Origin of the sequence: Streptomyces sp. S186 (genome assembly GCF_051603415.1) — a bacterium.
Lineage (GTDB): Bacteria > Actinomycetota > Actinomycetes > Streptomycetales > Streptomycetaceae > Streptomyces.
The window spans coordinates 3,059,750-3,084,485 of the sequence record NZ_CP193932.1 but is presented as its reverse complement, the minus strand read 5'-3'; the positions used below and the strand labels follow the sequence as shown (position 1 = coordinate 3,084,485).

25 protein-coding genes and 2 pseudogenes are annotated in these 24,736 nt (G+C 71.8%); 9 read left to right on the top strand and 18 right to left on the bottom strand.

Annotation, left to right across the window (positions count from 1 at the left end):
* Positions 1-88 precede the first annotated feature (88 nt).
* Positions 89-451, top strand: a complete 363-nt coding sequence (locus tag ACRAS8_RS12790) for a WhiB family transcriptional regulator (protein WP_026246964.1) — start codon at positions 89-91, stop codon at positions 449-451.
* 166 nt (positions 452-617) lie between these two features.
* On the opposite strand, the gene glpX is transcribed toward ACRAS8_RS12790, so the two are convergent.
* Positions 618-1,649: a class II fructose-bisphosphatase gene (glpX, locus tag ACRAS8_RS12785; RefSeq protein ID WP_438486050.1), complete on the bottom strand. Its 1,032-nt coding sequence runs from the start codon at positions 1,647-1,649 to the stop codon at positions 618-620.
* Between the two features lie 228 nt (positions 1,650-1,877).
* On the opposite strand from glpX, the gene ACRAS8_RS12780 reads away from it, so the two are divergent.
* Positions 1,878-2,429 carry a DUF4245 domain-containing protein gene (locus ACRAS8_RS12780; protein WP_438490448.1) on the top strand — a complete coding sequence of 184 codons (552 nt, stop codon included), beginning with the start codon at positions 1,878-1,880 and terminating at the stop codon, positions 2,427-2,429.
* A 102-nt stretch (positions 2,430-2,531) separates the two neighbouring features.
* On the opposite strand, the gene ACRAS8_RS12775 is transcribed toward ACRAS8_RS12780, so the two are convergent.
* The 4 genes from ACRAS8_RS12775 to ACRAS8_RS12760 form a co-directional block, all read right to left on the bottom strand.
* Positions 2,532-3,125 (bottom strand): malonic semialdehyde reductase, encoded by a 594-nt coding sequence (locus ACRAS8_RS12775; protein WP_438486049.1) that lies wholly within the window; start codon positions 3,123-3,125, stop codon positions 2,532-2,534.
* Positions 3,126-3,320: 195 nt separating this feature from the next.
* Positions 3,321-3,590, bottom strand: a complete 270-nt coding sequence (locus ACRAS8_RS12770) for an exodeoxyribonuclease VII small subunit (RefSeq protein WP_438486048.1) — start codon at positions 3,588-3,590, stop codon at positions 3,321-3,323.
* A gap of 10 nt (positions 3,591-3,600) precedes the next feature.
* Entirely contained in the window at positions 3,601-4,866 is a 1,266-nt protein-coding gene (xseA, locus tag ACRAS8_RS12765) for an exodeoxyribonuclease VII large subunit (protein WP_438486047.1), read from the bottom strand.
* Between the two features lie 147 nt (positions 4,867-5,013).
* Positions 5,014-6,489: an APC family permease gene (locus tag ACRAS8_RS12760; protein ID WP_438486046.1), complete on the bottom strand. Its 1,476-nt coding sequence runs from the start codon at positions 6,487-6,489 to the stop codon at positions 5,014-5,016.
* 88 nt (positions 6,490-6,577) lie between these two features.
* Between ACRAS8_RS12760 and ACRAS8_RS12755 the strand changes: the two genes are divergently transcribed.
* The gene (locus ACRAS8_RS12755; RefSeq protein ID WP_438486045.1) at positions 6,578-7,570 is read left to right on the top strand and encodes a 4-hydroxy-3-methylbut-2-enyl diphosphate reductase; all 993 of its coding nucleotides are present in this window, start codon (positions 6,578-6,580) and stop codon (positions 7,568-7,570) included.
* 143 nt (positions 7,571-7,713) lie between these two features.
* The gene (gene ppgK / locus ACRAS8_RS12750; protein WP_438486044.1) at positions 7,714-8,652 is read left to right on the top strand and encodes a polyphosphate--glucose phosphotransferase; all 939 of its coding nucleotides are present in this window, start codon (positions 7,714-7,716) and stop codon (positions 8,650-8,652) included.
* Between the two features lie 58 nt (positions 8,653-8,710).
* Here ppgK and ACRAS8_RS12745 read toward each other — a convergent pair.
* Positions 8,711-9,004, bottom strand: a pseudogene (locus ACRAS8_RS12745) (DUF6542 domain-containing protein); the annotation flags it as partial.
* A gap of 671 nt (positions 9,005-9,675) precedes the next feature.
* On the opposite strand from ACRAS8_RS12745, the gene ychF reads away from it, so the two are divergent.
* The 4 genes from ychF (at position 9,676) to ACRAS8_RS12725 (ending at position 12,394) form a co-directional block, all read left to right on the top strand.
* Positions 9,676-10,764, top strand: a complete 1,089-nt coding sequence (ychF, locus tag ACRAS8_RS12740; RefSeq protein WP_438486043.1) for a redox-regulated ATPase YchF — start codon at positions 9,676-9,678, stop codon at positions 10,762-10,764.
* A gap of 636 nt (positions 10,765-11,400) precedes the next feature.
* A complete protein-coding gene (locus tag ACRAS8_RS12735; protein WP_438486042.1) occupies positions 11,401-11,526 on the top strand; it encodes a hypothetical protein in 126 nt (41 codons plus the stop codon).
* Positions 11,523-12,011 carry an ATP-binding protein gene (locus ACRAS8_RS12730; RefSeq protein WP_438486041.1) on the top strand — a complete coding sequence of 163 codons (489 nt, stop codon included), beginning with the start codon at positions 11,523-11,525 and terminating at the stop codon, positions 12,009-12,011. Before ACRAS8_RS12735 ends, ACRAS8_RS12730 begins: the two co-directional genes overlap by 4 nt.
* 203 nt (positions 12,012-12,214) lie before the next feature.
* Entirely contained in the window at positions 12,215-12,394 is a 180-nt protein-coding gene (locus ACRAS8_RS12725; protein ID WP_438486040.1) for a DUF6126 family protein, read from the top strand.
* A 380-nt stretch (positions 12,395-12,774) separates the two neighbouring features.
* Here the strand turns inward: ACRAS8_RS12725 and ACRAS8_RS12720 are convergent, their stop codons facing one another.
* The 8 genes from ACRAS8_RS12720 to ACRAS8_RS12685 all read right to left on the bottom strand — a co-directional run bounded on the left by ACRAS8_RS12720 (position 12,775) and on the right by ACRAS8_RS12685 (position 21,038).
* Positions 12,775-13,161 carry a BlaI/MecI/CopY family transcriptional regulator gene (locus ACRAS8_RS12720; protein WP_438486039.1) on the bottom strand — a complete coding sequence of 129 codons (387 nt, stop codon included), beginning with the start codon at positions 13,159-13,161 and terminating at the stop codon, positions 12,775-12,777.
* A 192-nt stretch (positions 13,162-13,353) separates the two neighbouring features.
* Complete coding sequence (locus ACRAS8_RS12715) at positions 13,354-14,871, bottom strand: hydrogenase large subunit (protein WP_438486038.1); 1,518 nt, start codon at positions 14,869-14,871, stop codon at positions 13,354-13,356.
* Positions 14,872-14,874: 3 nt separating this feature from the next.
* Complete coding sequence (locus ACRAS8_RS12710; protein ID WP_438486037.1) at positions 14,875-16,395, bottom strand: proton-conducting transporter transmembrane domain-containing protein; 1,521 nt, start codon at positions 16,393-16,395, stop codon at positions 14,875-14,877.
* Positions 16,395-17,096 carry a hypothetical protein gene (locus ACRAS8_RS12705; RefSeq protein ID WP_438486036.1) on the bottom strand — a complete coding sequence of 234 codons (702 nt, stop codon included), beginning with the start codon at positions 17,094-17,096 and terminating at the stop codon, positions 16,395-16,397. The genes ACRAS8_RS12710 and ACRAS8_RS12705 overlap by 1 nt, the downstream gene beginning before the upstream one ends.
* Positions 17,097-17,103: 7 nt before the next feature.
* Positions 17,104-18,057 carry a respiratory chain complex I subunit 1 family protein gene (locus ACRAS8_RS12700; protein ID WP_438486035.1) on the bottom strand — a complete coding sequence of 318 codons (954 nt, stop codon included), beginning with the start codon at positions 18,055-18,057 and terminating at the stop codon, positions 17,104-17,106.
* The gene (locus ACRAS8_RS12695) at positions 18,054-20,087 is read right to left on the bottom strand and encodes a proton-conducting transporter transmembrane domain-containing protein (protein WP_438486034.1); all 2,034 of its coding nucleotides are present in this window, start codon (positions 20,085-20,087) and stop codon (positions 18,054-18,056) included. Before ACRAS8_RS12695 ends, ACRAS8_RS12700 begins: the two co-directional genes overlap by 4 nt.
* On the bottom strand, positions 20,084-20,566 hold the full coding sequence (locus ACRAS8_RS12690) for an NADH-quinone oxidoreductase subunit B family protein (RefSeq protein ID WP_438486033.1): 483 nt from the start codon (positions 20,564-20,566) through the stop codon (positions 20,084-20,086). The genes ACRAS8_RS12695 and ACRAS8_RS12690 overlap by 4 nt, the downstream gene beginning before the upstream one ends.
* A gap of 112 nt (positions 20,567-20,678) precedes the next feature.
* A complete protein-coding gene (locus ACRAS8_RS12685; protein ID WP_438490446.1) occupies positions 20,679-21,038 on the bottom strand; it encodes an ArsR/SmtB family transcription factor in 360 nt (119 codons plus the stop codon).
* A gap of 356 nt (positions 21,039-21,394) precedes the next feature.
* Here ACRAS8_RS12685 and ACRAS8_RS12680 point away from each other — a divergent pair.
* A pseudogene (locus ACRAS8_RS12680) lies at positions 21,395-21,565 on the top strand (YunG family protein); the annotation flags it as partial.
* A gap of 102 nt (positions 21,566-21,667) precedes the next feature.
* Here the strand turns inward: ACRAS8_RS12680 and ACRAS8_RS12675 are convergent.
* The 4 genes from ACRAS8_RS12675 to ACRAS8_RS12660 all read right to left on the bottom strand — a co-directional run bounded on the left by ACRAS8_RS12675 (position 21,668) and on the right by ACRAS8_RS12660 (position 24,619).
* Positions 21,668-22,015 carry an ATP-binding protein gene (locus ACRAS8_RS12675; protein WP_438486032.1) on the bottom strand — a complete coding sequence of 116 codons (348 nt, stop codon included), beginning with the start codon at positions 22,013-22,015 and terminating at the stop codon, positions 21,668-21,670.
* Positions 22,016-22,083: 68 nt separating this feature from the next.
* On the bottom strand, positions 22,084-22,542 hold the full coding sequence (locus tag ACRAS8_RS12670; RefSeq protein ID WP_438486031.1) for a pyridoxamine 5'-phosphate oxidase family protein: 459 nt from the start codon (positions 22,540-22,542) through the stop codon (positions 22,084-22,086).
* On the bottom strand, positions 22,539-24,206 hold the full coding sequence (locus ACRAS8_RS12665) for a SulP family inorganic anion transporter (protein ID WP_438486030.1): 1,668 nt from the start codon (positions 24,204-24,206) through the stop codon (positions 22,539-22,541). The genes ACRAS8_RS12670 and ACRAS8_RS12665 overlap by 4 nt, the downstream gene beginning before the upstream one ends.
* Before the next feature lie 71 nt (positions 24,207-24,277).
* Positions 24,278-24,619: an ArsR/SmtB family transcription factor gene (locus ACRAS8_RS12660; protein WP_438486029.1), complete on the bottom strand. Its 342-nt coding sequence runs from the start codon at positions 24,617-24,619 to the stop codon at positions 24,278-24,280.
* Positions 24,620-24,736: the final 117 nt, after the last annotated feature.

The following is a 24,736-nucleotide window of genomic DNA, read 5'->3' as shown; positions in this document are numbered from 1 at the left end:
GTACGGCTGCGGGGTGCGGAAAAAGGCCGTGCGCAGCGAGACGGGCAAGGGTGATTTCTCGCGCCGAAGCCGTCGTCAGGAGTAGACCGTGCTGCTACCGCATCAGCCCCTGCAGGATGCCGCTGTCGTTCCGTCCCAGCGAGGGCACGCTCGCGACGAGGCCGGTCCCTGGCATGCGGAGGCGGTGTGCCGCCGGGACGAGGCCGGGTTGTTCTTCGCCCCCTCCAAGGAGCCCACCGCCGCACGGCTGGCCAGGGAGGAGGCCGCGAAACGGGTGTGTGCCCGCTGCCCGGTGATGGTGGAGTGCCGGGAGCACGCCCTCCTCCAGCCGGAGCCCTACGGCGTCTGGGGCGGGCTGACCGCCGCCGAGCGCCGCGTGGTGCTGACCCGCCGGCGGCGCCGGGAGAGCGAACTGCAGCGCGCCGCCGCCCCGATGCCCGCGGCCGGCTGACCGCACCGCGGGCCCGTCCGGGCCGCTGCCCCCTTGGCCGGGGGCACCCTCCCAGTCTCAGCTGGGGGAGCATCTCGCCCCCGCCGGAAGTCGCTTCCGACGGGGGCGAGTTGCGTACGCGGACGGGGGCGAGTCGCTTACGCCGACGGCTCCGGCCGCGGCCGGGTCAGCTGGGGCGCTCGAAGTCGATCGAGCTGTAGGCACGCAGCTTGGAGAGGCGGTGCTCGGAGTCGATCTGGCGGATGGTGCCGGACTTGGAGCGCATGACCAGGGACTGGGTGTAGGCGGTTTCCGCGCGGTAGCGGACACCGCGCAGCAACTCGCCGTCGGTGATGCCGGTGGCGACGAAGAAGACGTTGTCGCCGCTGACCAGGTCCTCGATCTGCAGGACCTTGTCCAGGTCGTGGCCGGCGTCGAGGGCGCGCTGCCGCTCCTCGTCGTCCTTGGGCCACAGCTTGCCCTGGAAGGTGCCGCCCATGCACTTGAGCGCGCAGGCCGCGATGATGCCCTCGGGCGTCCCGCCGATGCCCAGCAGCAGGTCCACGCCGGTGCCCTCGCGGGCGGCCATGATCGCGCCGGCCACATCGCCGTCGGCGATGAACTTGATCCGCGCGCCGGCCTCCCGGACCTCCTTGACCAGGCCGTCGTGGCGCGGCCGGTCCAGGATGACGACGGTGACGTCCTCGACCGCGGACCTCTTCGCCTTGGCGATCCGCTTGATGTTCACCGCGACCGGGGCGGTGATGTCGACGAAGTCCGCCGCCTCCGGGCCGGTGGCGAGCTTGTCCATGTAGAAGACCGCGGACGGGTCGAACATCGAGCCGCGCTCGGCGACCGCCATCACGGACACCGCGTTGGCCATGCCCTTGGCGGTCAGGGTGGTGCCGTCCACCGGGTCCACGGCCACGTCGCACTCGGGGCCGGTGCCGTCGCCGACGCGTTCGCCGTTGTAGAGCATCGGGGCGTGGTCCTTCTCGCCCTCCCCGATGACCACGACGCCGTTCATCGAGACGGTGTTGATCAGCGCGCGCATGGCCTTGACCGCCGCGCCGTCCGCGCCGTTCTTGTCGCCGCGGCCGACCCAGCGGCCCGATGCCATGGCGCCGGCCTCGGTCACCCGGACCAGCTCCAGGGCGAGGTTGCGGTCCGGAGCCTCCGGGCTGACCTCTAGCGGGGACGGCAGATGATGCTCGGTCATCGAGCGCACCTTTCTGTACGGCGACGGCCGGATTGATGAGGGTGCCCATGACTTTATCGGTAGGTCGCGAAAATGAGCAGGGGGGCCTTCGCATGAGCAAGCGCATGGCCGGGTATCGCCCGCACCGGACGGGCGCCGACCGCGGAACCGTTTGTGCAGGTGGGTGACGTCCCAGGGGGGCGGGTCCGGGCGGCGGCGGGCATGGGGGACGATAGGGACGTGGCTGGTATGCGAGGCAGGCAAAGAGTGACGGACATGGTCCTGTCGCTGGCGGTGATCGGGGTCCTGGTCGGGGCGATCTACTTCTTCATCCCGCACGACGACAGCGCGACCGCGGAGAAGAACGCGGTCCAGACCGTCGACACCCGCGTCGAGATCCTCACCGCCCGGCGCGCCGCCCCGTACCCGGTCGCCGCGCCCGAGGGCCTGCCCAAGAGCTGGCGGGCCACCTCCGTCTCATACAAGGCCGGCAACGACGGCAAGGGCGGCGCCTGGCACCTGGGGATGCTCGACCCGGAGCAGCAGTACGCGGCGGTCGAGCAGAGCGATGCGCCCGCCAAGCAGTTCATCCAGGACGTCACGCTCGGCGCGGCCAAGGTCGAGGGCCGGCAGGCCGTCGGCGACAAGAAGTGGGACCGCTACGAGGGCGACACCTACCGGGCGCTGGTCCACCAGGAGCCGGGGGTGACCACCGTCGTCACCGGGACCGCGCCGTACGGGCGGCTGGCGGAGCTGGCCGCGGCGCTGGTGGCGAAGAAGGCTGAGGCCGAGAAGGGCTGAGGCGGGGCCGCAGCAGGGCCGCGCGAACGCGACGAGGCCGCCGCACCGGATCGGGTGCGGCGGCCTCGTCGTCGTGCGGGGTCGCGCGGGCCGGGCGGCGGCTCAGACGGTGGTCGCGGCCTCGTCGAAGGCCAGGCGCGGGGAGCGCGGGAAGAAGGCGTCCGGACCCGGCTTGCCGACGTTGACGACCATCAAGGACTTCTGCTTGCCGTCGCCGAAGAACTCCTTGTCGATGGCGGTGAAGTCGAAGCCGGTCATCGGGCCGGCGGCCAGGCCGGCGGCGCGGATGCCGAGGATGAAGTAGCCGGCCTGGAGCGTGGCGTTCTGGGTGCCGGCGGCCTCGCGGGCGGACAGCTCGGAGAAGAAGTCGTCCTTGACGTTGGGCAGGGCCGGGAAGAGCCTCGGCAGCTTCTCGTGGAAGTCCAGGTCGACGGAGAGGATCACGGTCAGCGGCGCGGCCAGGGTCTTCGGGCCGTTGGCGCCCATGGCGTGCGCGACCAGGCGCTTGCGGGCGTCCTCGGAGCGGACCAGCGTGATCCGCAGCGGCGACTGGTTGAAGGCGGTCGGGGCGTACTTCACCAGGTCGTAGACGGCCTGGACCTGCTCGTCCGTCACCTGCTCGTCCGTGAACGTGTTGGCGGTCTGGGCCTCGCGGAACAGGAGGTCCTGGGCGGCGGCGTCAAGGGCGAGAGACATGTGGGACACCTCGGGGCTTGGGGGTGGTTACGTATCTGCGGATCGTCGGAGACTGAACCAACTGTAACCCCGATAGATTAAAGTTCAACTAACGCGTGGTGTGGTGTGAGGGGGTTCACAGAACGGCCTGCGGCCTTCCGGAAGTCGGAAGGCCGCAGGGGCGGGGGAGCGCGCGGCGCTCGGCCGGCGCCGGTGCTACTCCGCTTCCCGCTCCGTTTCCTCCTCCAGGCCCTCGGCCAGCGCCGCGTCCAGCCGGGCCCGGGCGCCGTCCAGCCAGCGGCGGCAGACCTTCGCCAGCTCCTCGCCGCGCTCCCACAGGGCCAGCGACTCCTCCAGCGTCGTACCGCCCGCCTCCAGGCGGCGGACGACCTCGATCAGCTCGTCCCGCGCTTGCTCGTAGCCGAGGGTGGACTCCACCGGGGTCGCCCCGGCTGCCACGTCCACCACGTCATCCGTCTTCGCCATGTCTCCCACCCTATGAGTCCGCTGAGTCCGCCCTGCTCGGAACCGTCTGTCCGGAGCCGGCGTCCGGGACCGCGGCGACCCGCACCCGGAACTCGCCGTCGGCCACCCTGGCCCGCAGCTCCTCTTCCACCGCCACCTCGGACGGCGCGCGCACCGCCGCCCCGTCCGGCTTCTGGAGCACCGCATAGCCGCGCTGGAGCGTCGCCTTCGGGGAGAGCGCCACCACCCGCGCCAGCGTGTGCACCAGCTCCGAATCGGCGCGGTCCAGCAGATGCCCCAGCGTCCGCCGGCCGCGCTCCAGCAGGGCGGTGATCTGCTCCTCGCGCTCCTGGACCATCCGCTGCGGGTGCTGTATCGACGGGCGGTGCAGCGCCGCCGACAGGCCGCGCTCCTCGCGGTCCAGGAAGCCGCCGAGCGCGCGCCGGGCGCGCTCCCGCAGCTGGTGCACCCGGGCCAGCTCCTCGCCCACGTCCGGCACCACCTTCTTCGCGGCGTCCGTCGGCGTCGAGGCGCGCAGATCGGCCACCAGGTCCAGCAGCGGGCTGTCCGGCTCGTGGCCGATCGCGGAGACCACCGGGGTGCGCACCTCGGCCACCGCCCGGACCAACTGCTCGTCGGAGAACGGCAGCAGATCCTCCACGCTGCCGCCGCCGCGCGCCACAATGATCACGTCCACCTCGGGCAGCGCGTCCAGCTCCTGGACCGCCGCGATCACCTGGGGCACCGCGTGCACCCCCTGCACCGGCACATTGCGCACCTCGAAGCGGACCGCCGGCCAGCGGTGCCGGGCGTTCTCCAGCACATCGCGCTCGGCGGCGCTGGCCCGGCCGCAGACCAGCCCGATCAGCTGCGGCAGGAACGGCAGCGGCCGCTTGCGCTCCGCCGCGAACAGCCCCTCCGCCGTCAGCGAGCGCTTCAACTGCTCCAGCCTGGCGAGGAGTTCACCCACGCCGACCGGCCGGATCTCGGCGGCCCGCAGTGAGAGCTGGCCGCGCGGGGCGTACCACTCCGGCTTGGCGTGCACCACCACCCGGGCTCCCTCGCTCACCACCTCGGCGACCCGGTCGAAGACCTGGCGGTAGCACGTCACGCTCACCGAGATGTCGTACGACGGGTCGCGCAGCGTCAGGAACACCACTCCCGCGCCCGGGCGCCGGGAGAGCTGGGTGATCTGACCCTCGACCCACACCGCGCCGAGCCGGTCGATCCACCCGCCGATGAGTCGGGACACCTCGCCGACCGGGATCGGCGCTTCCGCAGACGTGGAGACAGCCATGTCAGCGAGAGTAGCGGGGGGCACTGACAGTGGGCTTCGCGTCGCGGTTCGTCGCGGGCCCTCGCGGTCCCTCGGGGTCGGGGGCCGCGCCGCCGCTGCCGGGTGCGGCGCCGTCGCGCGGGGGCGCTGCCCCCGGACCCCCGGTCCTCAATCGCCGGACGGGCTGGAGTGTCCGGACGGGCTGGAGTTTCCGGAATGTCCGGACGAGCCGAATTTCCCCACCGCCCGCACTGCCAGCACCCCCAGCCCCACCAACAGCCAGGCGCCGCCCACGAGCTGCGCGGTCGGCGACGCCTTGACGACCACCGCGCTCACCACCGCCAGCCCGGCCAGCGGTACCACCACGTGCCGCAGCAGACTCGGCGCCGCCGCCCGCCGGCGGATCCGGAACCATCCGATCACCGAGGCGTGCAGCAGCGCGAACGCGGTCAGCGCGCCGACATTCACGATCGACGACAGCCGGTCCAGACCGTCGTCCCTGGTCGCCGCCCAGACCGCCGCCACCAGCGTCACCAGCGCCGCCCCCAGCAGCGCCCGGCGCGGCACCCCGCTGCCCGCGTCCACCTTCGCCAGCGACCCCGGCAGCCGCCGGTCCCGGGCCATCGCGAACAGCAGCCGCCCGGCCGCGGCCTGCCCGGCCAGCGCCGCGAACGCCGCCCCGACCGCCTTGCTCACCGCCACCAGGTCGTGCAGCCAGCCGCCCACCGCGACGTCCACCGTCGTATAGAACGCGGCCCCCTGCTCGCCCGGTTTCGCGGCCAGCTCGGCGGCGCTCATCGGGGCCAGCAGCGCCGCCAGATACGTCTGCACGGCGAACAGCACCCCGGCCACCACCAGGCACGTCACCACCGCCCGCGCCACCCGCCTGGAGCCCACCCGTCGCCCACCACCACCCTTCCCGGGACGCCCTTCGGGCGGCGTATTTTTGGCCTCCTCCGCGAACGACGCGATCGCGTCGAACCCCAGATACGACAGCACCGCCACCGACACCGCCGCCAGCACCGCGTCGAGCGAGAAGCCGCCCTCCCCGGTCAGCGGCGCCGTCCAGCCGCGCTGCGCCCCGTGCGCGGCCAGCGCCCACACCGCCGCCACCACGAAGACCACCAGCGCCGCGAGCTCCAGCGCCAGCACCGCGAACCCGACCGCCGCCGCGGTCCGCACCCCCCGGAGGTTCAGCAGCGTGGTGACCACCACCGCGGCCGCCGTCCACACCCACTGGTGCACCTGCGGCACCAGGGCGTGCAGCGCGATACCGGAGAAGAGGTACGCCACCGCGGGGATCAGCAGGTAGTCCAGCATCGCCAGCCACCCGGCGACGAACCCCGCGCCCTCGCCCAGGCCGGCCCGCGCGTACGCGTACACCGACCCGGCCCTCGGGACGACCCGCACCATCTGCGCGTAGGAGTACGCCGTGAACGCCATCGCCACCGTGGCGACCACGTAGACGACCGTGATCGCGCCGTGCGACGTGGCCTGGAGGGTGCCGAAGATGCCCACCGGCGCCATCGGCGCGATGAACAGCAGCCCGTAGACGACCAGATCCCGGAACGACAGCGTCCGGTGCAGTTCCCCGGTGCCGCTGCCCGCCTCGTCATCCACGGCCGCGCCGACTGTTCCCGGCATCCCGTATCCCGCCTCCTCACGTGCTCCCACCAGTCTGGGCCACCGCCGCGATCACTCCGCGCCGGGGCACGGCCGTACGATGGGACCCATGTCTGCTACTCCCCGTCCGCAGCCCAGCCGCAAGGTCCTCCTCGCCGCCCCGCGCGGCTACTGCGCGGGTGTGGACCGCGCGGTGATCGCCGTCGAGAAAGCCCTGGAACAGTACGGCGCCCCGGTCTACGTGCGCCACGAGATCGTCCACAACAAGTACGTGGTGAAGACCCTGGAGAAGAAGGGCGCGATCTTCGTCGAGGAGACGGAGGAGGTGCCCGAGGGCAACATCGTCATCTTCTCGGCGCACGGCGTCGCCCCCGTCGTCCACGAGGAGGCCGAGCGCGGCAAGCTCGCCACCATCGACGCCACCTGCCCCCTGGTCACCAAGGTCCACAAGGAAGCCGTCCGCTTCGCCAAGGAGGACTACGACATCCTCCTGATCGGCCACGAGGGCCACGAGGAGGTCATCGGGACGAGCGGCGAGGCGCCCGAGCACATCCAGCTGGTCGACGGCCCCAAGGACGTCGCCAACGTCGAGGTGCGCGACCCGGACAAGGTCGTCTGGCTCTCCCAGACCACGCTCTCCGTGGACGAGACGATGGAGACCGTCGACGCCCTCCAGGGCCGCTTCCCCAACCTCCTCTCGCCGCCCAGCGACGACATCTGCTACGCCACCCAGAACCGCCAGCAGGCCGTCAAGCAGATGGGCGCCCAGGCCGACCTCGTCATCGTCGTCGGCTCCAGGAACTCCTCGAACTCCAAGCGCCTGGTGGAGGTCGCGCTCGGCGCCGGCGCCAAGGCGTCCTACCTGGTCGACTACGCCGAGGAGATCGACGAGAGCTGGCTGGAGGGCGTGACCACGGTCGGCGTCACCTCCGGTGCCTCTGTCCCCGAGATCCTGGTCGACGGCGTCCTGGAGTGGCTGGCCGCCCGCGGCTTCGAGGACGTCGAGACGGTCACCGCCGCCGAGGAGTCCATCGCCTTCTCGCTCCCCAAGGAACTCCGCCGCGACCTGCGCGCCGAGGCCCGGTCCGCGGTTGAGGACTGACCCCGTCGTCGAGGGCTGACCCTCTTCGCCGAGGAGCGACCGGCGCCCGCCCGCCGTCCCCGCCCCACCGCTCGCCGTCCCCACCGCCCGCCGTCTCCGCCATACCGGGAGCGGCGGGCGGGGTTCGTGCCTAGCCTTTTCCCATGAGGGTCTTCGGTGTGGACATCGGCGGATCGGGCATCAAGGGCGGCCCGGTAGATCTGGAGCGCGGCGAGCTGACCGAAGAGCGCTACAAGGTACCGACCCCGCATCCGGCCACCCCGGAGGCGGTTGCCGACCGCGTCAAGGACGTCGTGGACCACTTCGGGTGGACGGGCCCGGTCGGCGCGACCTTCCCCGGCGTCGTCACCGGCGGGATCACCCGCACGGCGGCCAACGTCGACAAGCGCTGGATCGGCACGGACGCCGCCGCACTGCTCACCGGCCGGCTCGCCGGCTGCCCGGTCACCCTGCTCAACGACGCGGACGCCGCCGGCCTGGCCGAGATGCGGTTCGGCGCCGGCCGCGGCCGCGCCGGCACGGTCGTCGTCCTCACCTTCGGCACCGGCATCGGCAGCGCCGTCTTCACCGACGGCCGGCTCGTCCCCAACACCGAGCTGGGCCACCTGGAACTGCGCGGCCACGACGCCGAGAAGCGTGCCTCCACCAAGGCCAAGGAGGACGAGGACCTCAGCTGGCAGCAGTGGGCGAACCGCGTCCGCAAGTACCTCGCCCACGTCGAGATGCTGCTCTCGCCCGGGCTGTTCGTGATCGGCGGCGGGGTGAGCCGCAAGGCGGCGAAGTTCCTGCCGCTGATCGAGGGCATCAGGGCCGAGATCGTCCCGGCGCGGCTGCAGAACGACGCGGGGATCGTGGGCGCCGCGATGGCCGCCCACGCCTCCGGGGCGGCAACCCCCGGTGCCGCCGGAGCCATGGAGGCCGGGCCCCCTACAGGCGCGCCACCCGCCGCGGACGGCCCCCGGCCCGGGAGCGTTCCGGGGACCGCGGCGCGGACCGGCCCGGTCGAGGGGCCGCCGCCCGCGAACCGGGCCCCGGACGCCGTTGTCGACTCACCGGTCGGCTGGCCCGACGGCCGGCGATGAGCAGCGCCTTGCGGACCAGCACCAGCAGCGCGCAGAGCAGCGTGCCTCCGTAGAGCCAGCCGGCGTTCAGCGCGAGGACGGTGAAGACGCCGACCAGCAGCCCGGGAAAGCCCGTCGGACCGTGCTGCACCGGCAGCGTGCCGACGGCGAAGGCGATCGGCAGTGCGATCGGCGCGGCGATCAGGTCGAGGGGCCGCACCCACGCCCCGGCCGCCACGCCGACCAGCAGGAAGAACGCCCCGTACGCGCCCTGCGCCCCGTCCAGCAGCCAGCGGTCCAGGAACCCGAAGACCAGCAGCGCGGCGGTGGCCAGCAGCCCGCAGCCGAGGCCGGTGAGCTTGGCGGCCGGCATCCGGCGGAGCAGTCCGGCCACCGGGGCGGGCGCCGGGGGACGCCGCGGCCCGGCGCGGTAGACGGCCGCGACCTCCTCGCCGTCGGCCGGCGGCCCGGCGGCCGGGCGGGGCATCCACTCGCCCGCCCCCATGGCCGGCGGCCGGGCCGCTGCCTGGTAATCCGCCTGCGCCTGGTACTCCGCCGGCGCGGGGGCGTAACCGCGGGACGTGACCTCTGTGCCGGACGGTACAGACGCATAGCCGGACGCCCGCATCGCGGACAGGAAGGCGTCGTCGGGATCGGGGGCCACGGCCTCCGCGGGGCGCGGGAGCCGGGTGTCCGTGTCGGGGCCGCCGCTCCGCGGCCGGCCGTGCCGGGACGTGCGCGCTTGGGGGTGCTCGACGTGTCGCTCCACGCGGCCACGGTAGGCCGCTAAGTGGGATTAATGGGTCATGGGACACGCGCTTTCACCTCCCTTGGGGGCACTGTTAGGCGGCCCGGCGCACGTCAGGGGAGTGCGCGGGGCGCCGGGCGCCCTCCCCGGGGCGGCGTCCGGCCCGCCGGCCCGCTGTGGCCCGCCCAGTAGACTGGTGGATCGGCCCTCCCCGTCCAGGCCCGGTCCCACCCGGCCCGGCCCGGGAAGCGGCCCGCCCTTCGCCCATCACCCACCAGCTCCGGGAAGTCGCCACCGTGTCGCTCACGATCGGAATCGTCGGTCTGCCCAATGTCGGCAAGTCGACCCTGTTCAACGCCCTGACCAAGAACGACGTGCTGGCGGCCAACTACCCGTTCGCCACCATCGAGCCCAACGTCGGCGTGGTCGGCGTCCCCGACCCCCGCCTCGCCGATCTCGCCGGGATCTTCGGCTCCCAGCGGATCCTCCCCGCCACCGTCGACTTCGTCGACATCGCGGGCATCGTCCGGGGCGCCTCCGAGGGCGAGGGCCTGGGCAACAAGTTCCTCGCCAACATCCGCGAGTCCGACGCGATCTGCCAGGTCATCCGCGCCTTCCGGGACGAGAACGTCGTCCACGTCGACGGCAAGGTCTCGCCCAAGAACGACATCGAGACGATCAACACCGAGCTGATCCTCGCCGACCTCCAGACCATCGAGAAGGTGCTGCCGCGCCTGCAGAAGGAGTCGCGGATCAAGAAGGACGTGGCGCCCAAGGTCAAGGCCGTCGAGGAGGCCCAGGCCATCCTGGAGGAGGGCCGCACCCTCTTCGCCGCCGGCTACGTCCAGGGCACCGAGAAGACCGAGCTGCTGCACGACCTCCACCTCCTCACCACCAAGCCCTTCCTCTACGTTTTCAACGTCGACGAGGAAGAGCTCACCGACGAGGACTTCAAGAACGAGCAGCGCGCCCTGGTCGCTCCCGCCGAGGCGATCTTCCTCAACGCCAAGCTGGAGGCCGACCTGGCCGAGCTGGACGACGAGGAGGCCCTGGAGCTCCTCCAGTCCGTCGGCCAGGAGGAGCCGGGCCTGGCCACCCTCGCCCACGTCGGCTTCCGCACCCTGGGCCTGCAGACCTACCTGACCGCCGGTCCCAAGGAGACCCGCGCCTGGACGATCAAGAAGGGCGCCACCGCCCCCGAGGCCGCCGGTGTCATCCACACCGACTTCCAGAAGGGCTTCATCAAGGCCGAGGTCATCTCCTTCACCGACCTCGTCGAAACCGGCTCCGTAGCCGAAGCCCGCGCCGCCGGCAAGGCCCGCATGGAAGGCAAGGACTACATCATGCAGGACGGCGATGTGGTGGAGTTCCGCTTCAACGTGTGACGGCCGCCTTGGCATTACTTCGCTGACCTGGCAGACGCGCAGGTCAAACGGGGTCGGCTCCCTTCGGGGTCGACCCCGTCGCCATGCCCGTCGCTGGATCGGTGCTGGATGTGGCAGCTGTTCCCTGCCGGCGGCGCCGTACCGCGGGCGCGGCAGCCATACCGGTCGGTGGGTCCTCGCGCCCGCGATATCCGTGCACACCCACTGCTCGCCACGGCTCCGGCGACTGCGGGCCTCACGAGCACGCAGGCACCCGCCTCCGCGCCCCAACTCAATGTGGTGGGCTTCCTGTTTGTGGCCGGCGACCTGAACGGCACTGAAAAGCCTGGAGACTTGGCGATACCCAGGTGTAGCCGGAGGCGACGTCGCGCCATGGGACGGCGAATCGAATCTTCCCCTCGCTGCATGAGCGCGTCATGGTCTTCACGGTGCGGGCGGCAGTCGGCCGTCAGGGGGCAGCGTTCGGCTGTCGTCGAGTGCGGCGATCGGGTCGGCGCGGCCTGAAGGTCCGCAGGCGGTGCCCGTGTCGACTTCCGCTGCGAAGAGGTCCGCGGATGTGCCCCGCGCGGGATACCGCGGCCTAGACTTGCAGAGTTCTTAAATTCGATAGTTGCCGTAGCAGTGAACCGTTTGCGTGTGGAGGTTTGGGTGGGCGGCTTCGTCGAAGCAGTGCTGGAGCGGGTGCGTCGGGCGGGGATCGTGACCGCGACGCGGGGCGGCTCGATCGTGGTGTATGAGCTGGCGCGGGAGGGGGCGTCGTGAGGTGGGTGGGGCGCTTCCTGCCGCGGCGGCGGGAGATGTCGCCCACCGCTGCCGGTGAGCACACGTTGCCGCAGGTGCGACGGCATGTGTTCACCGTGCCCGTCGAGCCCGGTGCGGTGCGCATGGCCCGGCGGGAGGCGGAGGCGAAGCTTGCCGAGTTCGGTATCGCCCCGAAGTCGTTGCTTTCGGACGCGGCGCTGCTGGTGGTCGGTGAGCTGGTGGCCAATGTGCTGCGCCACGCCGCGGACCGGTCGCCCACGGCGGATGTCGGGGTCACGGTCGGCGCCGGGCAGCTCGTGATCGGCGTGGCTGATCGAGACCCTCGGATCCCGGACGTGGAGGGCGCTGCGGTGGGCGCGGGGCTGCGGACCGTTGCCGAGCTGACCGCGTGGTTCGGCGGCACACTCACTGTCGAGCCCGACTGGGCCGGCCCTGGCAAGGACGTCCTGGCCCGCTTCCTCATCCCCGATGCCGATGCCCGGTGAACCAGGGCGGAGAGAAGCCCTTGCTTCCATGCGCTGTGAGATCACGTACCTGCATGCCGATGGCGGCTGTCCTTCGCCTGAGGCGGTCCTCGACGGAAACACCGTGCTTGTCGAGTGCGCCGGACAGACGAGGCCACCGGTCCCCATACACCCCGTCACCGGATCGCCAAGCCCTGATACCCGACACACCCAGGAGAGCGGCCATGCCTGACGACCAGGCCAACGACCAGTCCATACCCGAACCGTCCTTCGGCGGTGGGATGTCCGAGGAGAGGAAGGAGCGGGGGGCGTCCTTGCGGGTGTTCCTCTACATCGCCGGCAGCCATCTCCTGCTGGGGTTCATGGCGCTGCTGTTCTATCTGGGAAGTCACGCCGGCAAGTAGGCGACGGTCCTGGCCGTACGGGAGACTCATCGAGGACGGCTCGGTGGTGATCCGTACCCGCCAGGACGCGTCCCTGGTGGGATCGGCCGCAGTCTCTGGTGTCGTCGCGTATGAGGCCGACACGCTCGACCCGGCCACCCGGACCGGCGGGAGCGGGACCGTCACCGGTACGGCGAGCCTGGTGCGTGCCCCACCGAACCGGCCTGCTGTCGCGGCCTGTTGACCCGTTGGGCCGACGGCAGCCGTGGCACGGACCAGGTCGTGCGCACGCAGAAGACGAGATTTACGCCGCTGGTCAGGTCAAGTTGGCGCAAGCTATCGGCCTCGGCCGGCGACTCTGTTTTCCGAGGCTGTTTCGCGGTCATTTTCCGGGCGCCGGCCTATTTTTCCTTTGCTTCGACCTGATCGTCGGCCTGTGCCATCCTCAGGGCGTCGCGGAGGGCTTGCCGCTGTTCCGGCGACATCATGCCGAAGAAGGCGACGAGCGCGGCGGCGGGGTTGTCGCTGGTGGACCATGCTTCGTTCATCAGCGCGGCTGCGTACGCAGCGCGAGTGGAGACGGCCTTGTACCGATAGGCACGGCCTTCGGCTTCGCGGCGGACCCAGCCCTTCTGATGGAGGTTGTCCAATACGGTCATGACGGTGGTGTAGGCGATCGACCGTTCCTTCTGGAGATCCTCCAGAACGTCTCGAACGGTGACCGGGCGGTTCCACTCCCAGACCCGCGTCATCACCGCGTCTTCCAGATCACCCAAGGGTCTCGGCATACAAACAAAATAGTGGGAGGCGCTGTGAATGCCGGTTATTTTCCCTGCGTTTGGTCCGGAAGGAAGTGGAGCTGGGTGGTGAATCCCAGGCTGCACGGAGCGGAAACGATCAGTAAGCCTCGCCGAGGCCCAGGCGTGATCCTCTGCGGAGTTCTCCGGTGCGCATCCCGCGCGCGCTCGCCCGCGTCGTGATCACAGGTCGTTGCCGGCGTAGGACAGGTTGAAGCTTTTGTTGGTCAGCGGGAAGTCGGGGACGATGGTGTCGTTGAGAGCGAGGGGCAGGGCGGGCCAGTTGAAGAAGGACGGGTCGACGGGTTTGACGCGGGCCAGGGTCTGGTCGGAGTCGAGTTCCACGCGGGTGGTGATGGTGCCGCGCCAGCCCTCGACGATGCCCACCCCGGAGCCCGGGGCGTCGGTGCCGGGGAGCGGTGGCCAGGCGGTGGTCGCGCCGGGGCGCAGGCCGGCGGCCAGATGATTGATCAGGGCCGTGGAGGTGTCGACTTCCTCGGCGCGGACGAGGAAGCGGGCCAGGACGTCGCCGCGGGTGTGAGAGGGGACTGCGGGGGCGGGGTCGTGGGTGGCGAAGGGGTGGGCGATGCGGGCGTCGGTGGCCAGACCGCTGGCGCGGGCGACGTAGCCGAGGCAGCCGAGGTCGCGGGCGGCGGCGGTGGGCAGGTGGGCGGTGCCGGTGAAGCGGTCGCGGATGGTGGAGTGGGCCAGGGCGAGGTCGGCGATCTCGCGGATGTCGTCGCGTACGGCGCGCATCCGGGCGGGGTCGGGTAGCGAACGGAGGACGGCGCCGCCGGGGACGACTCCGCCGCGCAGGAGACGGTGGCCGGTGATCTCGTCGTTGAGGCGGAGGAGTTGTTCGCGGACGCGTTGGGCCTGGGCGTTGAGGATGGAGTGGCCGACGTCGTTGCAGAGCATGCCGAGGTCGGCGGTGTGGTTGTGGAGGCGTTCGAGTTCCAGGAGGAGGGCACGGGCGCGCTGGGCGGATGCGGGGACCTGGGTGCCGGTGGCTTCTTCTACGGCGAGGCAGTAGGCGAGGGCGTGGCCGACGGCGGTGTCGCCGCTGATGCGCTCGGCGAGGGGGAGGCCGTGCTCGACGGTGCGGCCTTCGAAGAGTTTCTCGATGCCCTTGTGGACGAACCAGAGGCGGGCTTTGAGGCGGAGGATGGTCTCGCCGACGACGGAGAAGCGGAAGTGGCCGGGTTCGATGAGTCCGGCGTGGACGGGGCCGACGGGGATCTCGTAGACGCCGTCGCCCTCGACTTCCAGGAAGGGGTAGGGGCCTTCGGGTTCGGCGAACGGCGGAGGCGGGCCGGCGTCGGGGCGCATCGGGTACCAGCCCTTGGGCCAGTGGAAGTGGCGGACCAGGCGCTGGGGCAGGGGGTGGTCGCGGGGGACGACGCCGTGCAGATCGCGCATCTCGCGTTCGAACCGACCGGTGGGGAAGGAGAGCGGGGCGAGGGTGGGCAGCTCGGGCCGGTCGGCGTCGAGGCGGACGTGGAGTTCGGTGCGGACATCGGGCGGGCCGGCGGTGAAGAGGTAGACCACGCGGAGGGCGCGGCCCCCCGGAGCACCGTCCGCATCGTGATGGGCGGCGACCAGGGCGACGCGATGCCCGGCTCCCAGCAAGTCACCTGCGTGCTTGGGTAGTTCGGATGCGGTGATGTCGGTGATGGTGCGGATGGCGCGGCGTTGTGGCACGGGTCAGTGCCCTCCGAGAATCGCGGTGGCGGCGGTGAGCAGATCGGTCAGCGGCCCGACCGACACGCCCAGGGCGGCGCATGCCAGCAGCCCTGCGGCGAGCGGAAGCCCGGCGGCCACCCCCAGGCGTACGGGGACGGCGGGGGTGCCGGGCGCGAGGGGAGGCGGGCCCAGCAGCATCTTGGCGGTGCGCAGCGCCAGGGCGGCAAAGGCGGTCAGCACCAGAAGCAGGGCGAGGGCGGTGAGCCGGCCCAGGCCGGCCGCGAATCCGGCTCGTACGATGCCCAGTTCGGATGCGAAGAGGCTGAAGGGCGGGAATCCCAGCAGCGCGACGACGGCCAGGCCGAAGGCGGTGCCGAGGCCGGGGGCGCGGGCCAGCAGGCCCCGTACCCGGCCGATCCGCGTCGTGCGCCGAAGGTGGAGGATGTGGCCCGAGGAGCAGAAGGCGACGGTCTTGGCCAGCCCGTGCCCAGCGATGTGCAGGAGCACGGCGGCTCGCGCGAGTGGGGTGCCGATGGCGGCGCCGAGCGCGATCAGGCTCATGTGCTCCATGCTCGAATACGCCAGCATCCGTTTGTAGTCGCGCTGGCCGAGCAGCAGGGCCGCGGCCAGGGCCAGCGTGAGCAGGGCGGCGATGGCCAGCAGAGTCCGGGCGTAGCCGGGGCCCAGTGCCGCGTCCGCGATGACCTTGCCGCGCAGTACGGCGGAGAAGGAGACGGCGAGCAGCACCCCCGACATCAGGGCGGAGACGGGGGCGGGGGCCTGGCTGTGGGCGTCGGGGAGCCAGGCGTGCAGCGGCACGAGGCCGGCCTTGGCACCGAAGCCGAGGATCAGCAGCGCGATGCCCAGGCGGGTGATCGCAGGGTCCAGGCTGCCGGCGTGGGCGACGAGGGTCGGCCAGTCCAGGGCGGTCGCCTCGGGGATACCCGCGGCTCGTGCCGCGTAGTAGAGCAGGACGATGCCCAGGAAGGCCAGCGCGATCCCGGCCGAGCAGATCACCACGTACTTCCAGGCGGCTTCGACGGAGGCGCGGGTGCGGCGGTGGCCGACCAGGAAGGCCGTGACGATGGTGGTGGCCTCGATGGCCACCCACAGCACCCCGAGGTTGCCGGCCAGCACCGCCGCACACATCGCCCCCAGAAAGGCGTGCACGAGAAGGTGGTAGGCGCGGGCGGTGCCCGCGGTGGCGTGCCCGGCGGCGCGCTCGTGCGCCAGATAGCCGGGCCCGGTGGCACAGGCGACGGCGGCGACCGCGCCGACGACCAGCAGCATCCACACCGTCACCGCGTCCGCGCGCAGCACACCGCCGTACGCCGAGACCGCGGCGCCGCCGCCTCGCACCGCCTGGGTCAGTACGACCGCAGCGGCCAGGATCGCGGCGGGCGAGACCAGGCCGAGCCAGGCGGACGGCGCGTACCGTCGGATGGCGGCGTAGGTGGCACCGGTGGCCAGGGGCACCACGACAGGAGCGGAGAGAACGAGCGCGGAGGCGGTCCCGCCCAGTGAATTCGGCGAAGTCGGCATCAGTCGTGCAGCTCCCGCAGGTCGTCGATGTCGGTGGTGCCGAAAGCGGTGCGCATGCGGGTGGTGAGGATCTGCAGCACCAGGACGGCCAGCAACACGTCGAAGGAGACGCCGAGTTCGACGATCAGCGGCACTCCGGAGGCGGCGAGGAAGGCGGTGGCGGTGATGCCGTTGTCCAGCAGCAGGAAGCCCACCACCTGGGCCAGCGCCCGGCGTCGTGTGGCCAGGACGAACAGGCCGATCAGCACCACCGCCAGACCGACCGGCAGGGCGCGGGCGGCCGGGCCCGGGTGGAGGGCGACCAGCGGCCGGGCGACGGCGTAGGCGAGCAGGGTCAGGGCGGCTGCGGTGAGCAGGGAGGCGGCGACGTTGACCAGTGGCTGGGTCTCGCGAGCCTCGCTGACATCCTCCTCGTAGTGATGCTCCTCGCCCGCCGACGGTGCCAGGGCGGCCAGCGCCCGGCGCATCAGATACGGCAGCACCCCGGCCCGGAGTGCGCCGATGCCGGCGGCGACCGCGATCAGTCCCCAGTGGTGGTCGTGCAGCCCGATCAGGAGGGGGATGGCGGCGAGCGCGATGCCCTGGAGGGCGAAGGTCCTCACGATCGCCACCAGTTCACGCCGCCACAGCACCACCACGGCCGCAAGCAGGAAGGCCCCGCAGGCCAGGTCCAGGAGCTGGGTGTAGACACCTGCGCTCATCGGCTCCTCACTCACCGCTCAGGAAGTACGAGGAGGTGACCGCGAGCAGCGCCAGCAGGAAGGACCCGGCCAGCAGCTCCGGCACCCGGAACAGCCGCACCTTGGCCCAGAACACCTCGGCCGCCGCCAATACGGCCCCCAGTACCGCGACCTTCACGACGAACGCCGCCAGCGCCACCGCCAGCGCCGGCCATGAGGCGCCGGTGGCGATGCCCCAGGGTGCGAACAGCGAGGCCAGCAGACCCAGCAGGACCGTCAGCCGCATCTGCGCGCCCAGTTCGACCAGCGCGAGATCCGGGCCGGAGTACTCCAGGACCATGGCTTCGTGGACCATGGTCAGCTCCAGGTGGGTTGCGGGATTGTCCACCGGAATCCGGCCGGTCTCCGCCAGCACCGCCACCGCCAGCGCGGCGGTGGCCAGCAGCCCGGCGGGCGACGCCAGCCGGGACGGCTCACGGACCGCGCCGGCCACGATCGCGGGCAGATTCGTCGACCCGGCCGGTATCGAGAAGGCGAACACCGCCACCAGGATGGTCGGTTCGACCAGCGCGGCCACCGTCATCTCCCGGGAGGCGCCCATCCCGCCGAACGCCGTACCCGAATCCAGCCCCGCCAGTGCGAGTGCCACGGTGCCCAGCGCCAGCAGCGCGACGACCAGGATCAGGTCCGCGTGGGCGCTGACGGGTGTGGTGGTGGACAGCAGCGGCACCAGCGCGGCCACCACTGCCGTGGTGGCGACCAGCAAGGCAGGGGCGGTACGGAAGGCGGGGCCGGTACCGATGGGGGTGATGGGCTCTTTGCGCAGCAGCTTGCGGGTATCGCGCCAAGGCTGGAGGATCCCGGCGCCCGCCCGGCCCTCCATCCTCGCCCGCACCTGGCGCATCCATCCCGCCAGCAACGGAGCGCCGCCGACCACGACGACGATCTGCGCGGCCACCGCAGCGAATCCGGTCCCGCTCACCAGCCCACCGCCAATACCAGCAACAGGGCGACCAGGCCGAAGAAGCCGTAGCCGAGATAGAGATGCACGCTCCCGCCCGCCAGCCGCCGCGCTGCCCCGCCCACGCGCGCCAGCGCGGCCAACACCGGCTCGTACAAGCGGTGTTCGATCCGGTCGGGTACCCGCCGCTGGTAGCGCACCCGCTCCACCAGGTAGGCGGATTCGCGGACGGGGGTGACATCCACGTCCTGCTCCGGCGCCAGCACGTCATCGAAGACGCGCTGCAGCGGCTCGGCGAACGAGGTGGCCGTATAGGCCATGCGCGGAGTGGGCGCGCCCCCTCCGCAGTCCCACAGCCGGGCGTTCTTCCGCCGCCGGCGGCGACGCCCGATCAGGCGGGGCAGCCCGGCCGCCACCGCCAGCACCGTGGCGAGTGCGGCGACCACCCACAGCGGCGCCAGCGACGCCGGCACCTGCTGCAACCGCACCTGGAGACCACCGCCGGACAGCGCCTTGGCGCCCGTCAGACCGGCCGCCGTAACCGCCCGGTCCAACCCGCTCCCCAACACCCCGGGAACCAGGGCCAGTCCCGCGCAACAGGCGGCAAGCAGCCCCATCCCCACCAGCATCGCCGACGGACTCTCCACCGCCCGCTCGGCCGACTCGCTGCGCGGCCGGGCGAAGAACCCCACCCCCAGGGCCTTGACGAACACCGCCGCCGCCAGCCCGGCCGACAGCGCGATCACCGCAACCGCCAGCGGCAGCACGATCGCCGTGGCCACCCCCGGCACCACCAGACCGTGAATCAACGACTGCAACAGCAGCCACTCGCTGATGAACCCGTTCCCCGGCGGCAGCGCCACCGCCCCCAGCGCCCCCAGCGCGAACAGCCCGGCCGTCAGTGGCATACGTGCCCGCAGGCCCCCCAGCCGGTCCAGGTCCCGCAGCCCCGTGGCCCGTAGTACCGATCCGGCCGCGCAGAACAACAGCGCCTTGAACGCCGCGTGGTTGACCACGTGCAGCAGCGCCGCCACCAGCGCGAGCGCGGCCAGCGGCCCGTTGCCGGTCGCCGCGAACAGCCCTGCCGCCCCGATGCCGACCAGGACAAGCCCCATGTTCTCGCTCGTCGAGTACGCCAGCAGCCGCTTGAGGTCCGAAGCCATCGCCGCCTGCAGGATCCCGTACACCGCCGACACCGAGCCGACCGCGATCAGCCCCAGCCACCACCACATCGGGCCCCCGCCCAGCAGATTGAAGCCCACTCGCACGATCCCGTAGATCCCGAGGTTGACCATGGCCGCGCTCATCAACGCCGAGACGTGGCTGGGGGCTTCGGGGTGGGCCCGTGGCAGCCAGGCGTGCAGCGGAATTCCGCCCGCCTTCGAGGCGAACCCCGCCACCACCGTCACGAACACTGCCGCGCGCACCCACGGCGGCATCCCGGCCGCTCCGGCCCGCAGCGCGGCAAAGCTCTGGCCCCCGGCCCGCGCGGCGAACAGCGCCAGCCCCGCCAGCAGCAGCACCAGCCCCAGGTGCGTCATCACCGCGTACCAGAGCCCGGCGCGCCGTACCTCGGCCCGCTCCCGGTGCTCGGCCAGCACCAGCAGCAGCGAAGTCAGCGCCATGACCTCCCACAGCACCAGGAACGTGGAGACCGAGGCCGCCGCCGGGACCAGCACCAGCGTCAGGGCGAACGGCGGCAGTACGGCCTGCGCCCCGCGCGACGAGGCACCGTGCGCACCCCGCCCCGTGTACCCGATCCCGTACACGGCGATGCCTGCGACCACCGCGCCGGCCACCGCCATGAACAGCCCCGACAACGGGTCCACGGCCAGCCGTACCCCGGCCAGCGGCAGCAGACCCGGAAGGTCGATCGACCACCGCACACCGCCCAATGCCGCGACACCCGCGGCGAGTCCGGCACCCCCCGCCCCCGCCGTACAGGCTCCCACCACGGCTGACCGTCCCCGTGCCGGCACCAGCGTCCCTGCCACGGCGCCCGCGCCGGCCAGCGCGGATGCCGCGCCGAGCGCGGGCCCGATCACGTTCACCGGCCGGTCACGGTGCGCAGCGCCGCCACGATCTCCTCAGGTCGCGGCGGGCATCCGCGCACTTCCAGATCCACCGGCACCACATCACCGACCGCCCCCTCGACCCCATAACCTCCGGAGAACTCACCGCAGTTGACGGCACAGTCCCCCACCGCCACCACCACCCGGGGCTCGGGCATCGCGGCGACGGTGCGGCGCAGCGGCTCGGCCATGTTCCGCGTCACCGGGCCGGTCACCAGCGCGACATCCGCGTGCCGGGGCGAGGCCACCATCCGGGCGCCGTACCGCTCCGCGTCGTACACCGGCCCGAAGGCCGCCGCGATCTCGATCTCACAGCCGTTGCACGAGCCCGCGTCGACACAGCGCACCTGCGCGGAGCCACCCAGATCCCGGGCCGCGGGTGGAGGTGCGGTCCGCGGTCGTGGCGGAGCGGGCTCCGCCACCCGCCCGGTGTCACGGATCTTGCGCAACAGGCTCATCACAGACTCCTACACGTCAGCGATCCCAGTGCCTCACCAAGCGCGAAGCGGCCGCCCCCTTGCTGCCACCAGAGCGCAGGACTGCGCCGGGGACGGCCGCCGTCGGAGGGGGCTACGACGGTGCGCGGCCCGGCTTGCCTTCCGCAGTAGCGGCCCGCAGGTCCGCCAGCAGCTCGGCCTGCCCGGTCAGCACCCCGGTGAGGATGGTGCGCGCCACCTTCAGCAGCTCCGCCACATGAGGACTGGTCAACGAGTAATAAACGGCCGAACCCTGCTTGCGGGTTACGACCAGATTGGCGCGCCGGAGAACCGCGAGCTGCTGGGACAGAAACGCCGGCTCCACCTCCATCTGCGCCAGCATCTCCGAGACCGCATGCTCACGCTCACTCAGCAGCTCCAGCACCCGAATCCGCACCGGGTGCCCCAGGGTCTTGAAGAACTCAGCCTTCAGCTGATACAGCGGCGCGCTCACCGGACCGGCCTCCTGCCAGCCCTCGACGGCCACAGTGACCGCTCTCCCACGCATCCCGTCCACCCATTCGTCAACGTCATGCGGCCATCCTCGCCCAGCTTGCCCACGGTCATGGCCTCGTGAATTGCTAAAATTAGCAACTCCCGAAGTCTTCGGAGGGAGATTCGTGCGAATCACACCCCTGCGCGGCGCGGGCGCCACATCCCTCAGCCCCTCTCCTCTCCGTGGGGAGAGGAGAGGGGGCCGTGCCCGGCAGTGACCTGCTCCGGTGGTGCTGCCGGGCCACTGGTTGCGTTCGGTGGAGCCGCTCGCTGCGGACGGGGCGCATATCGGTGCCGACCGGCACACTGCACGGCATGACACCGTGGAGCCTGATCGATATCGACCGTGCCTTCCGCGCGAGTTGGGCCGCCGACACCTGCTCGCCCGACGATGCCGCAGATTGGCAACCGGGCAATCCTGCCTGGGGTCACTGCGACATCACCGCTCTTGTCGTCCATGACCTCCTCGGCGGCGCCCTCATGCTCGGCGACGTGCGCCACTGCTGCCTCGCGGCGACTTCCAACGGCCTGCCATGTACGGCCAGTTGCCGGGCGGCCTCGGCGATCGCGTGGGCCGATGAGGTCAGGTCACAGCGGCAGGGTGATCCATACGCTCTTGCCGCCACCGTCCGCGTCCGGCCGTACCGTCCAGGTGCCGCCCCACTCGGCGGTGAGCTCGGCGACGGTGGCCAGCCCTCCGGGGCTCTGCGGGAAACTGAGGGGATCGGGTACGTAGGGGTCGCGGTCGTGGACGGCGAAGGCGAGCACGTCGGCGCCTGCCGCGTAGGTGACAGTGATCTGAGGCGAGTACTCAGCGGCGTGCTGGACACTGTTGGTGACCAGCTCGCTGAGCACCAGCAGGGCCGGCCCCAGGACGGGATGACCGAGGTTGATGCGCCAGCCCGCAAAGGTCAGCTCGGCCGTTTCGCGAGCCAACCGGACCGAGGCGGGAACATTCGGCGCGACGAGCACAGAGCGCATCGGCAGGGCAACGGGCTGGGCGGTCACCGGGACGAGGGCCTTCCTGCGCCGGGCTGCGCCTCGGCGGGACCGGCGGCGTGCGCGAAGCGGTAGCCGTTGACAGTCTGCGGATGGATGCGCAGCAGTGTGTCGTGCGGGCCGTGGGACCAGCCGACAAGGGTGCGCCGGTAGTGGGCGGCCTCGCCCTGCTCGGTGATGGCCTCGGCCAGTCCGGAGGCGGTCACGGCCCAGCCGGTGCCGGTTGTCGGGTGGACGTGGTCTGCGTGGTAGGTGACGGTGACCCGCCCGGTGAGGGCAGCGGCCGGGACCGGCGCGCGGACGATCAGGCGTCCGTACTCCAGAACGTGGGAGGCGGGGCGCACGGCTGTCACCTCCCGCTGCTCGTACATCAGCCGTCCCTGGGCAGCGCCTGCGAGCAGGTAGAGGGCTTCCTCGCCGGAGATGTCGACCATGCGGCGAGCGGCGGTGGGCGGGGTGGTCATGAGGCGGCCTCCTCGGCGATCAGGGAAGCGGGTTGGGGCCGTTGGGCGGGGAGGGGAAGGACTCCGGTGCGCTGCAGGTGGGCACGGGCGCCTGCGATGGCCTCGGGGGTGGTGGCATACTCCCGGCCCTCCAGCCGCAGCAGCTCCAACGCGCCCACGGATTCCAGGACTTGGCGCTGGCCGGGCCGTATGCCTGACGTCATCACGACGATGCCGCGCCGGTTCAGTTTCTCCACGGCGTCCTTGAGGACCAGCGCTCCGGTGGCATCGATGGTCGTCACCCGCGACATGCGAAGGATCACCACCCGTACGTCGGCGACCTTGGCCAGTTCCAGCAGGAAGCGGTGCGCGCCGGCGAAGAACAGCGGCCCGTCGATCCGGTACGCGACGATGTGCTCGGCGAGCAGGGCCTGTTCCTCCTCGCTGTCTGCGCCCGGGAGGTGTGGCGCGAAGGAGACCTGTTCCATCCGGGCCTGCTTGGCCACCGCCCGCAGAGCCAGCGAGCCCGCCACCACCAGGCCGATGACGACTGCGTAGACCAGATCCAGGGCGAGGGTGGCCACCGCGGTCAGCACCAGGACGACGGCGTCCGAGCGGGTCGCCCGCGCCATCGCCCGCAGCGAGCCGACCTCGACCATGCGGACCGCGGTCGCCAGCAGCACGCCCGCCAGCGCGGCCAGCGGGATCTTGGAGACCAGCGGCGCGGCCGCGAAGACGATCACGGCGAGGACGGCGGCGTGGGTGAGGGCGGCGAGCCGCGAGCCCGCACCTGTGCGCACATTGACGGCGGTACGGGCGATCGCGCCGGTGGCCGGGACGCCGCCGAACAGCGGCGCGACGAGGTTTGCCAGGCCCTGCCCGAACAGCTCCTTGTCCGGATCGTGCTTCTGCCCCACGGTCATGCCGTCCGCCACCGACGCCGACAGCAGCGACTCCAGCGCGGCCAGCGCCGCCACCGCCACCGCCGGGGCGAGCAGGGAGCCGAGCGCGCCCGGGTCGAGGAAGGACAGCGACGGCGCGGGCAGGCCGGCCGGAAGGTCACCGATCGGCTTCGCGGCGTCCAAGTGGAAGAGCTGCGCGGCGAGGGTCGCGGCGATCACCGCGACGATGGAGAAGGGGATGGCCGGCCGCCATCGGGCGCCGATCAGCATGATCGCGGCCACGGCGAACGTGAGGCAGACGGCCGTCCAGTCGGGGTGCCGTACGAACTCCTCGACCGCGCGCCAGGTCACCACCAGGACCGTGTCACCCTCCGGCTTGGCCACGCCCAGCGCGTTGGGTACCTGCTGCAGCCCGATCACGCAGGCGATACCCAGGGTGAAGCCCTCCACCACCGGGGCGGGCACGTACTGCATGTACCGGCCGGCCCGCGCCACGGCGAGGGCGATCAGCATCAGCCCGGCGATCAGGCCGACGGTGAGCACACCGCCTGGCCCGTACTGCGCGACGATCGGGACGAGGACCACAGTCATCGCCCCGGTCGGCCCGGACACCTGCAGGTTTGAGCCACCGAAGAGTGCGGCCAGCGCGCCCGCGACCACCGCGGTCGCCAGCCCGGCCTCCGCCCCCAGCCCCGAGGAGACACCGAAACCCAGCGCAAGCGGCAGGGCCACGATGGCCACGGTCAGCCCGGCCAGCAGATCCCGCCGCGGATTACGGCCCATCGCCGCCAGATCAGCGCGACCAGGCAGCACAGAACGGACCGGGGCCCAGGCCCGGCTCAGCAGCGGAGCGCTCACTCGGCGCCGACCTCGGCTTCCCGCAACTCGGCCAGCAGCTCGTTCCGCCCGGCCAGCATCTCCGTCAGAATCCGCCGCGCGGCCCGCATCAGCTCCGCGACATCGCCGCCCGCCAGCTCGTAGACGACGGTGGAGCCCTCGCGCGTGGAGGTGACGATGCCCGAGCGGCGCAGCACCGCCAGCTGCTGCGACAGTGCCGCCGGCTCGACCTCGATCTCCGCGAGCAGACCCCGAACCGGCATCGGCCCGTCCTGCAGCAGCTCCAGCACACGGATACGCACCGGATGCCCCAGCATCCGGAAGAACTCAGCCTTGGCCTGATACAGCGGGACCAGCACGAACGTCCTCGATCACTCAATACACAGCCCCACCGTCGGCGGGGCATTCCTTGGGCGTCGTGCCCGCGGCTACTACGGGCACGACCGCCACAGCATGTAGGCAATTGCATATTTTTG

Coding starts and splice junctions, on each gene's coding strand:
- glpX (WP_438486050.1), bottom strand. CDS start 1,649: ATGACCGAGCATCATCTGCCGTCCCCGCTAGAGGTCAGCCCGGAGGCT.
- ACRAS8_RS12780 (WP_438490448.1), top strand. CDS start 1,878: ATGCGAGGCAGGCAAAGAGTGACGGACATGGTCCTGTCGCTGGCGGTG.
- ACRAS8_RS12775 (WP_438486049.1), bottom strand. CDS start 3,125: ATGTCTCTCGCCCTTGACGCCGCCGCCCAGGACCTCCTGTTCCGCGAG.
- ACRAS8_RS12770 (WP_438486048.1), bottom strand. CDS start 3,590: ATGGCGAAGACGGATGACGTGGTGGACGTGGCAGCCGGGGCGACCCCG.
- xseA (WP_438486047.1), bottom strand. CDS start 4,866: ATGGCTGTCTCCACGTCTGCGGAAGCGCCGATCCCGGTCGGCGAGGTG.
- ACRAS8_RS12760 (WP_438486046.1), bottom strand. CDS start 6,489: ATGCCGGGAACAGTCGGCGCGGCCGTGGATGACGAGGCGGGCAGCGGC.
- ACRAS8_RS12755 (WP_438486045.1), top strand. CDS start 6,578: ATGTCTGCTACTCCCCGTCCGCAGCCCAGCCGCAAGGTCCTCCTCGCC.
- ppgK (WP_438486044.1), top strand. CDS start 7,714: ATGAGGGTCTTCGGTGTGGACATCGGCGGATCGGGCATCAAGGGCGGC.
- ACRAS8_RS12725 (WP_438486040.1), top strand. CDS start 12,215: ATGCCTGACGACCAGGCCAACGACCAGTCCATACCCGAACCGTCCTTC.
- ACRAS8_RS12720 (WP_438486039.1), bottom strand. CDS start 13,161: ATGCCGAGACCCTTGGGTGATCTGGAAGACGCGGTGATGACGCGGGTC.
- ACRAS8_RS12710 (WP_438486037.1), bottom strand. CDS start 16,395: ATGCCGACTTCGCCGAATTCACTGGGCGGGACCGCCTCCGCGCTCGTT.
- ACRAS8_RS12705 (WP_438486036.1), bottom strand. CDS start 17,096: ATGAGCGCAGGTGTCTACACCCAGCTCCTGGACCTGGCCTGCGGGGCC.
- ACRAS8_RS12690 (WP_438486033.1), bottom strand. CDS start 20,566: ATGAGCCTGTTGCGCAAGATCCGTGACACCGGGCGGGTGGCGGAGCCC.
- ACRAS8_RS12670 (WP_438486031.1), bottom strand. CDS start 22,542: ATGACCACCCCGCCCACCGCCGCTCGCCGCATGGTCGACATCTCCGGC.
- ACRAS8_RS12665 (WP_438486030.1), bottom strand. CDS start 24,206: ATGGGCCGTAATCCGCGGCGGGATCTGCTGGCCGGGCTGACCGTGGCC.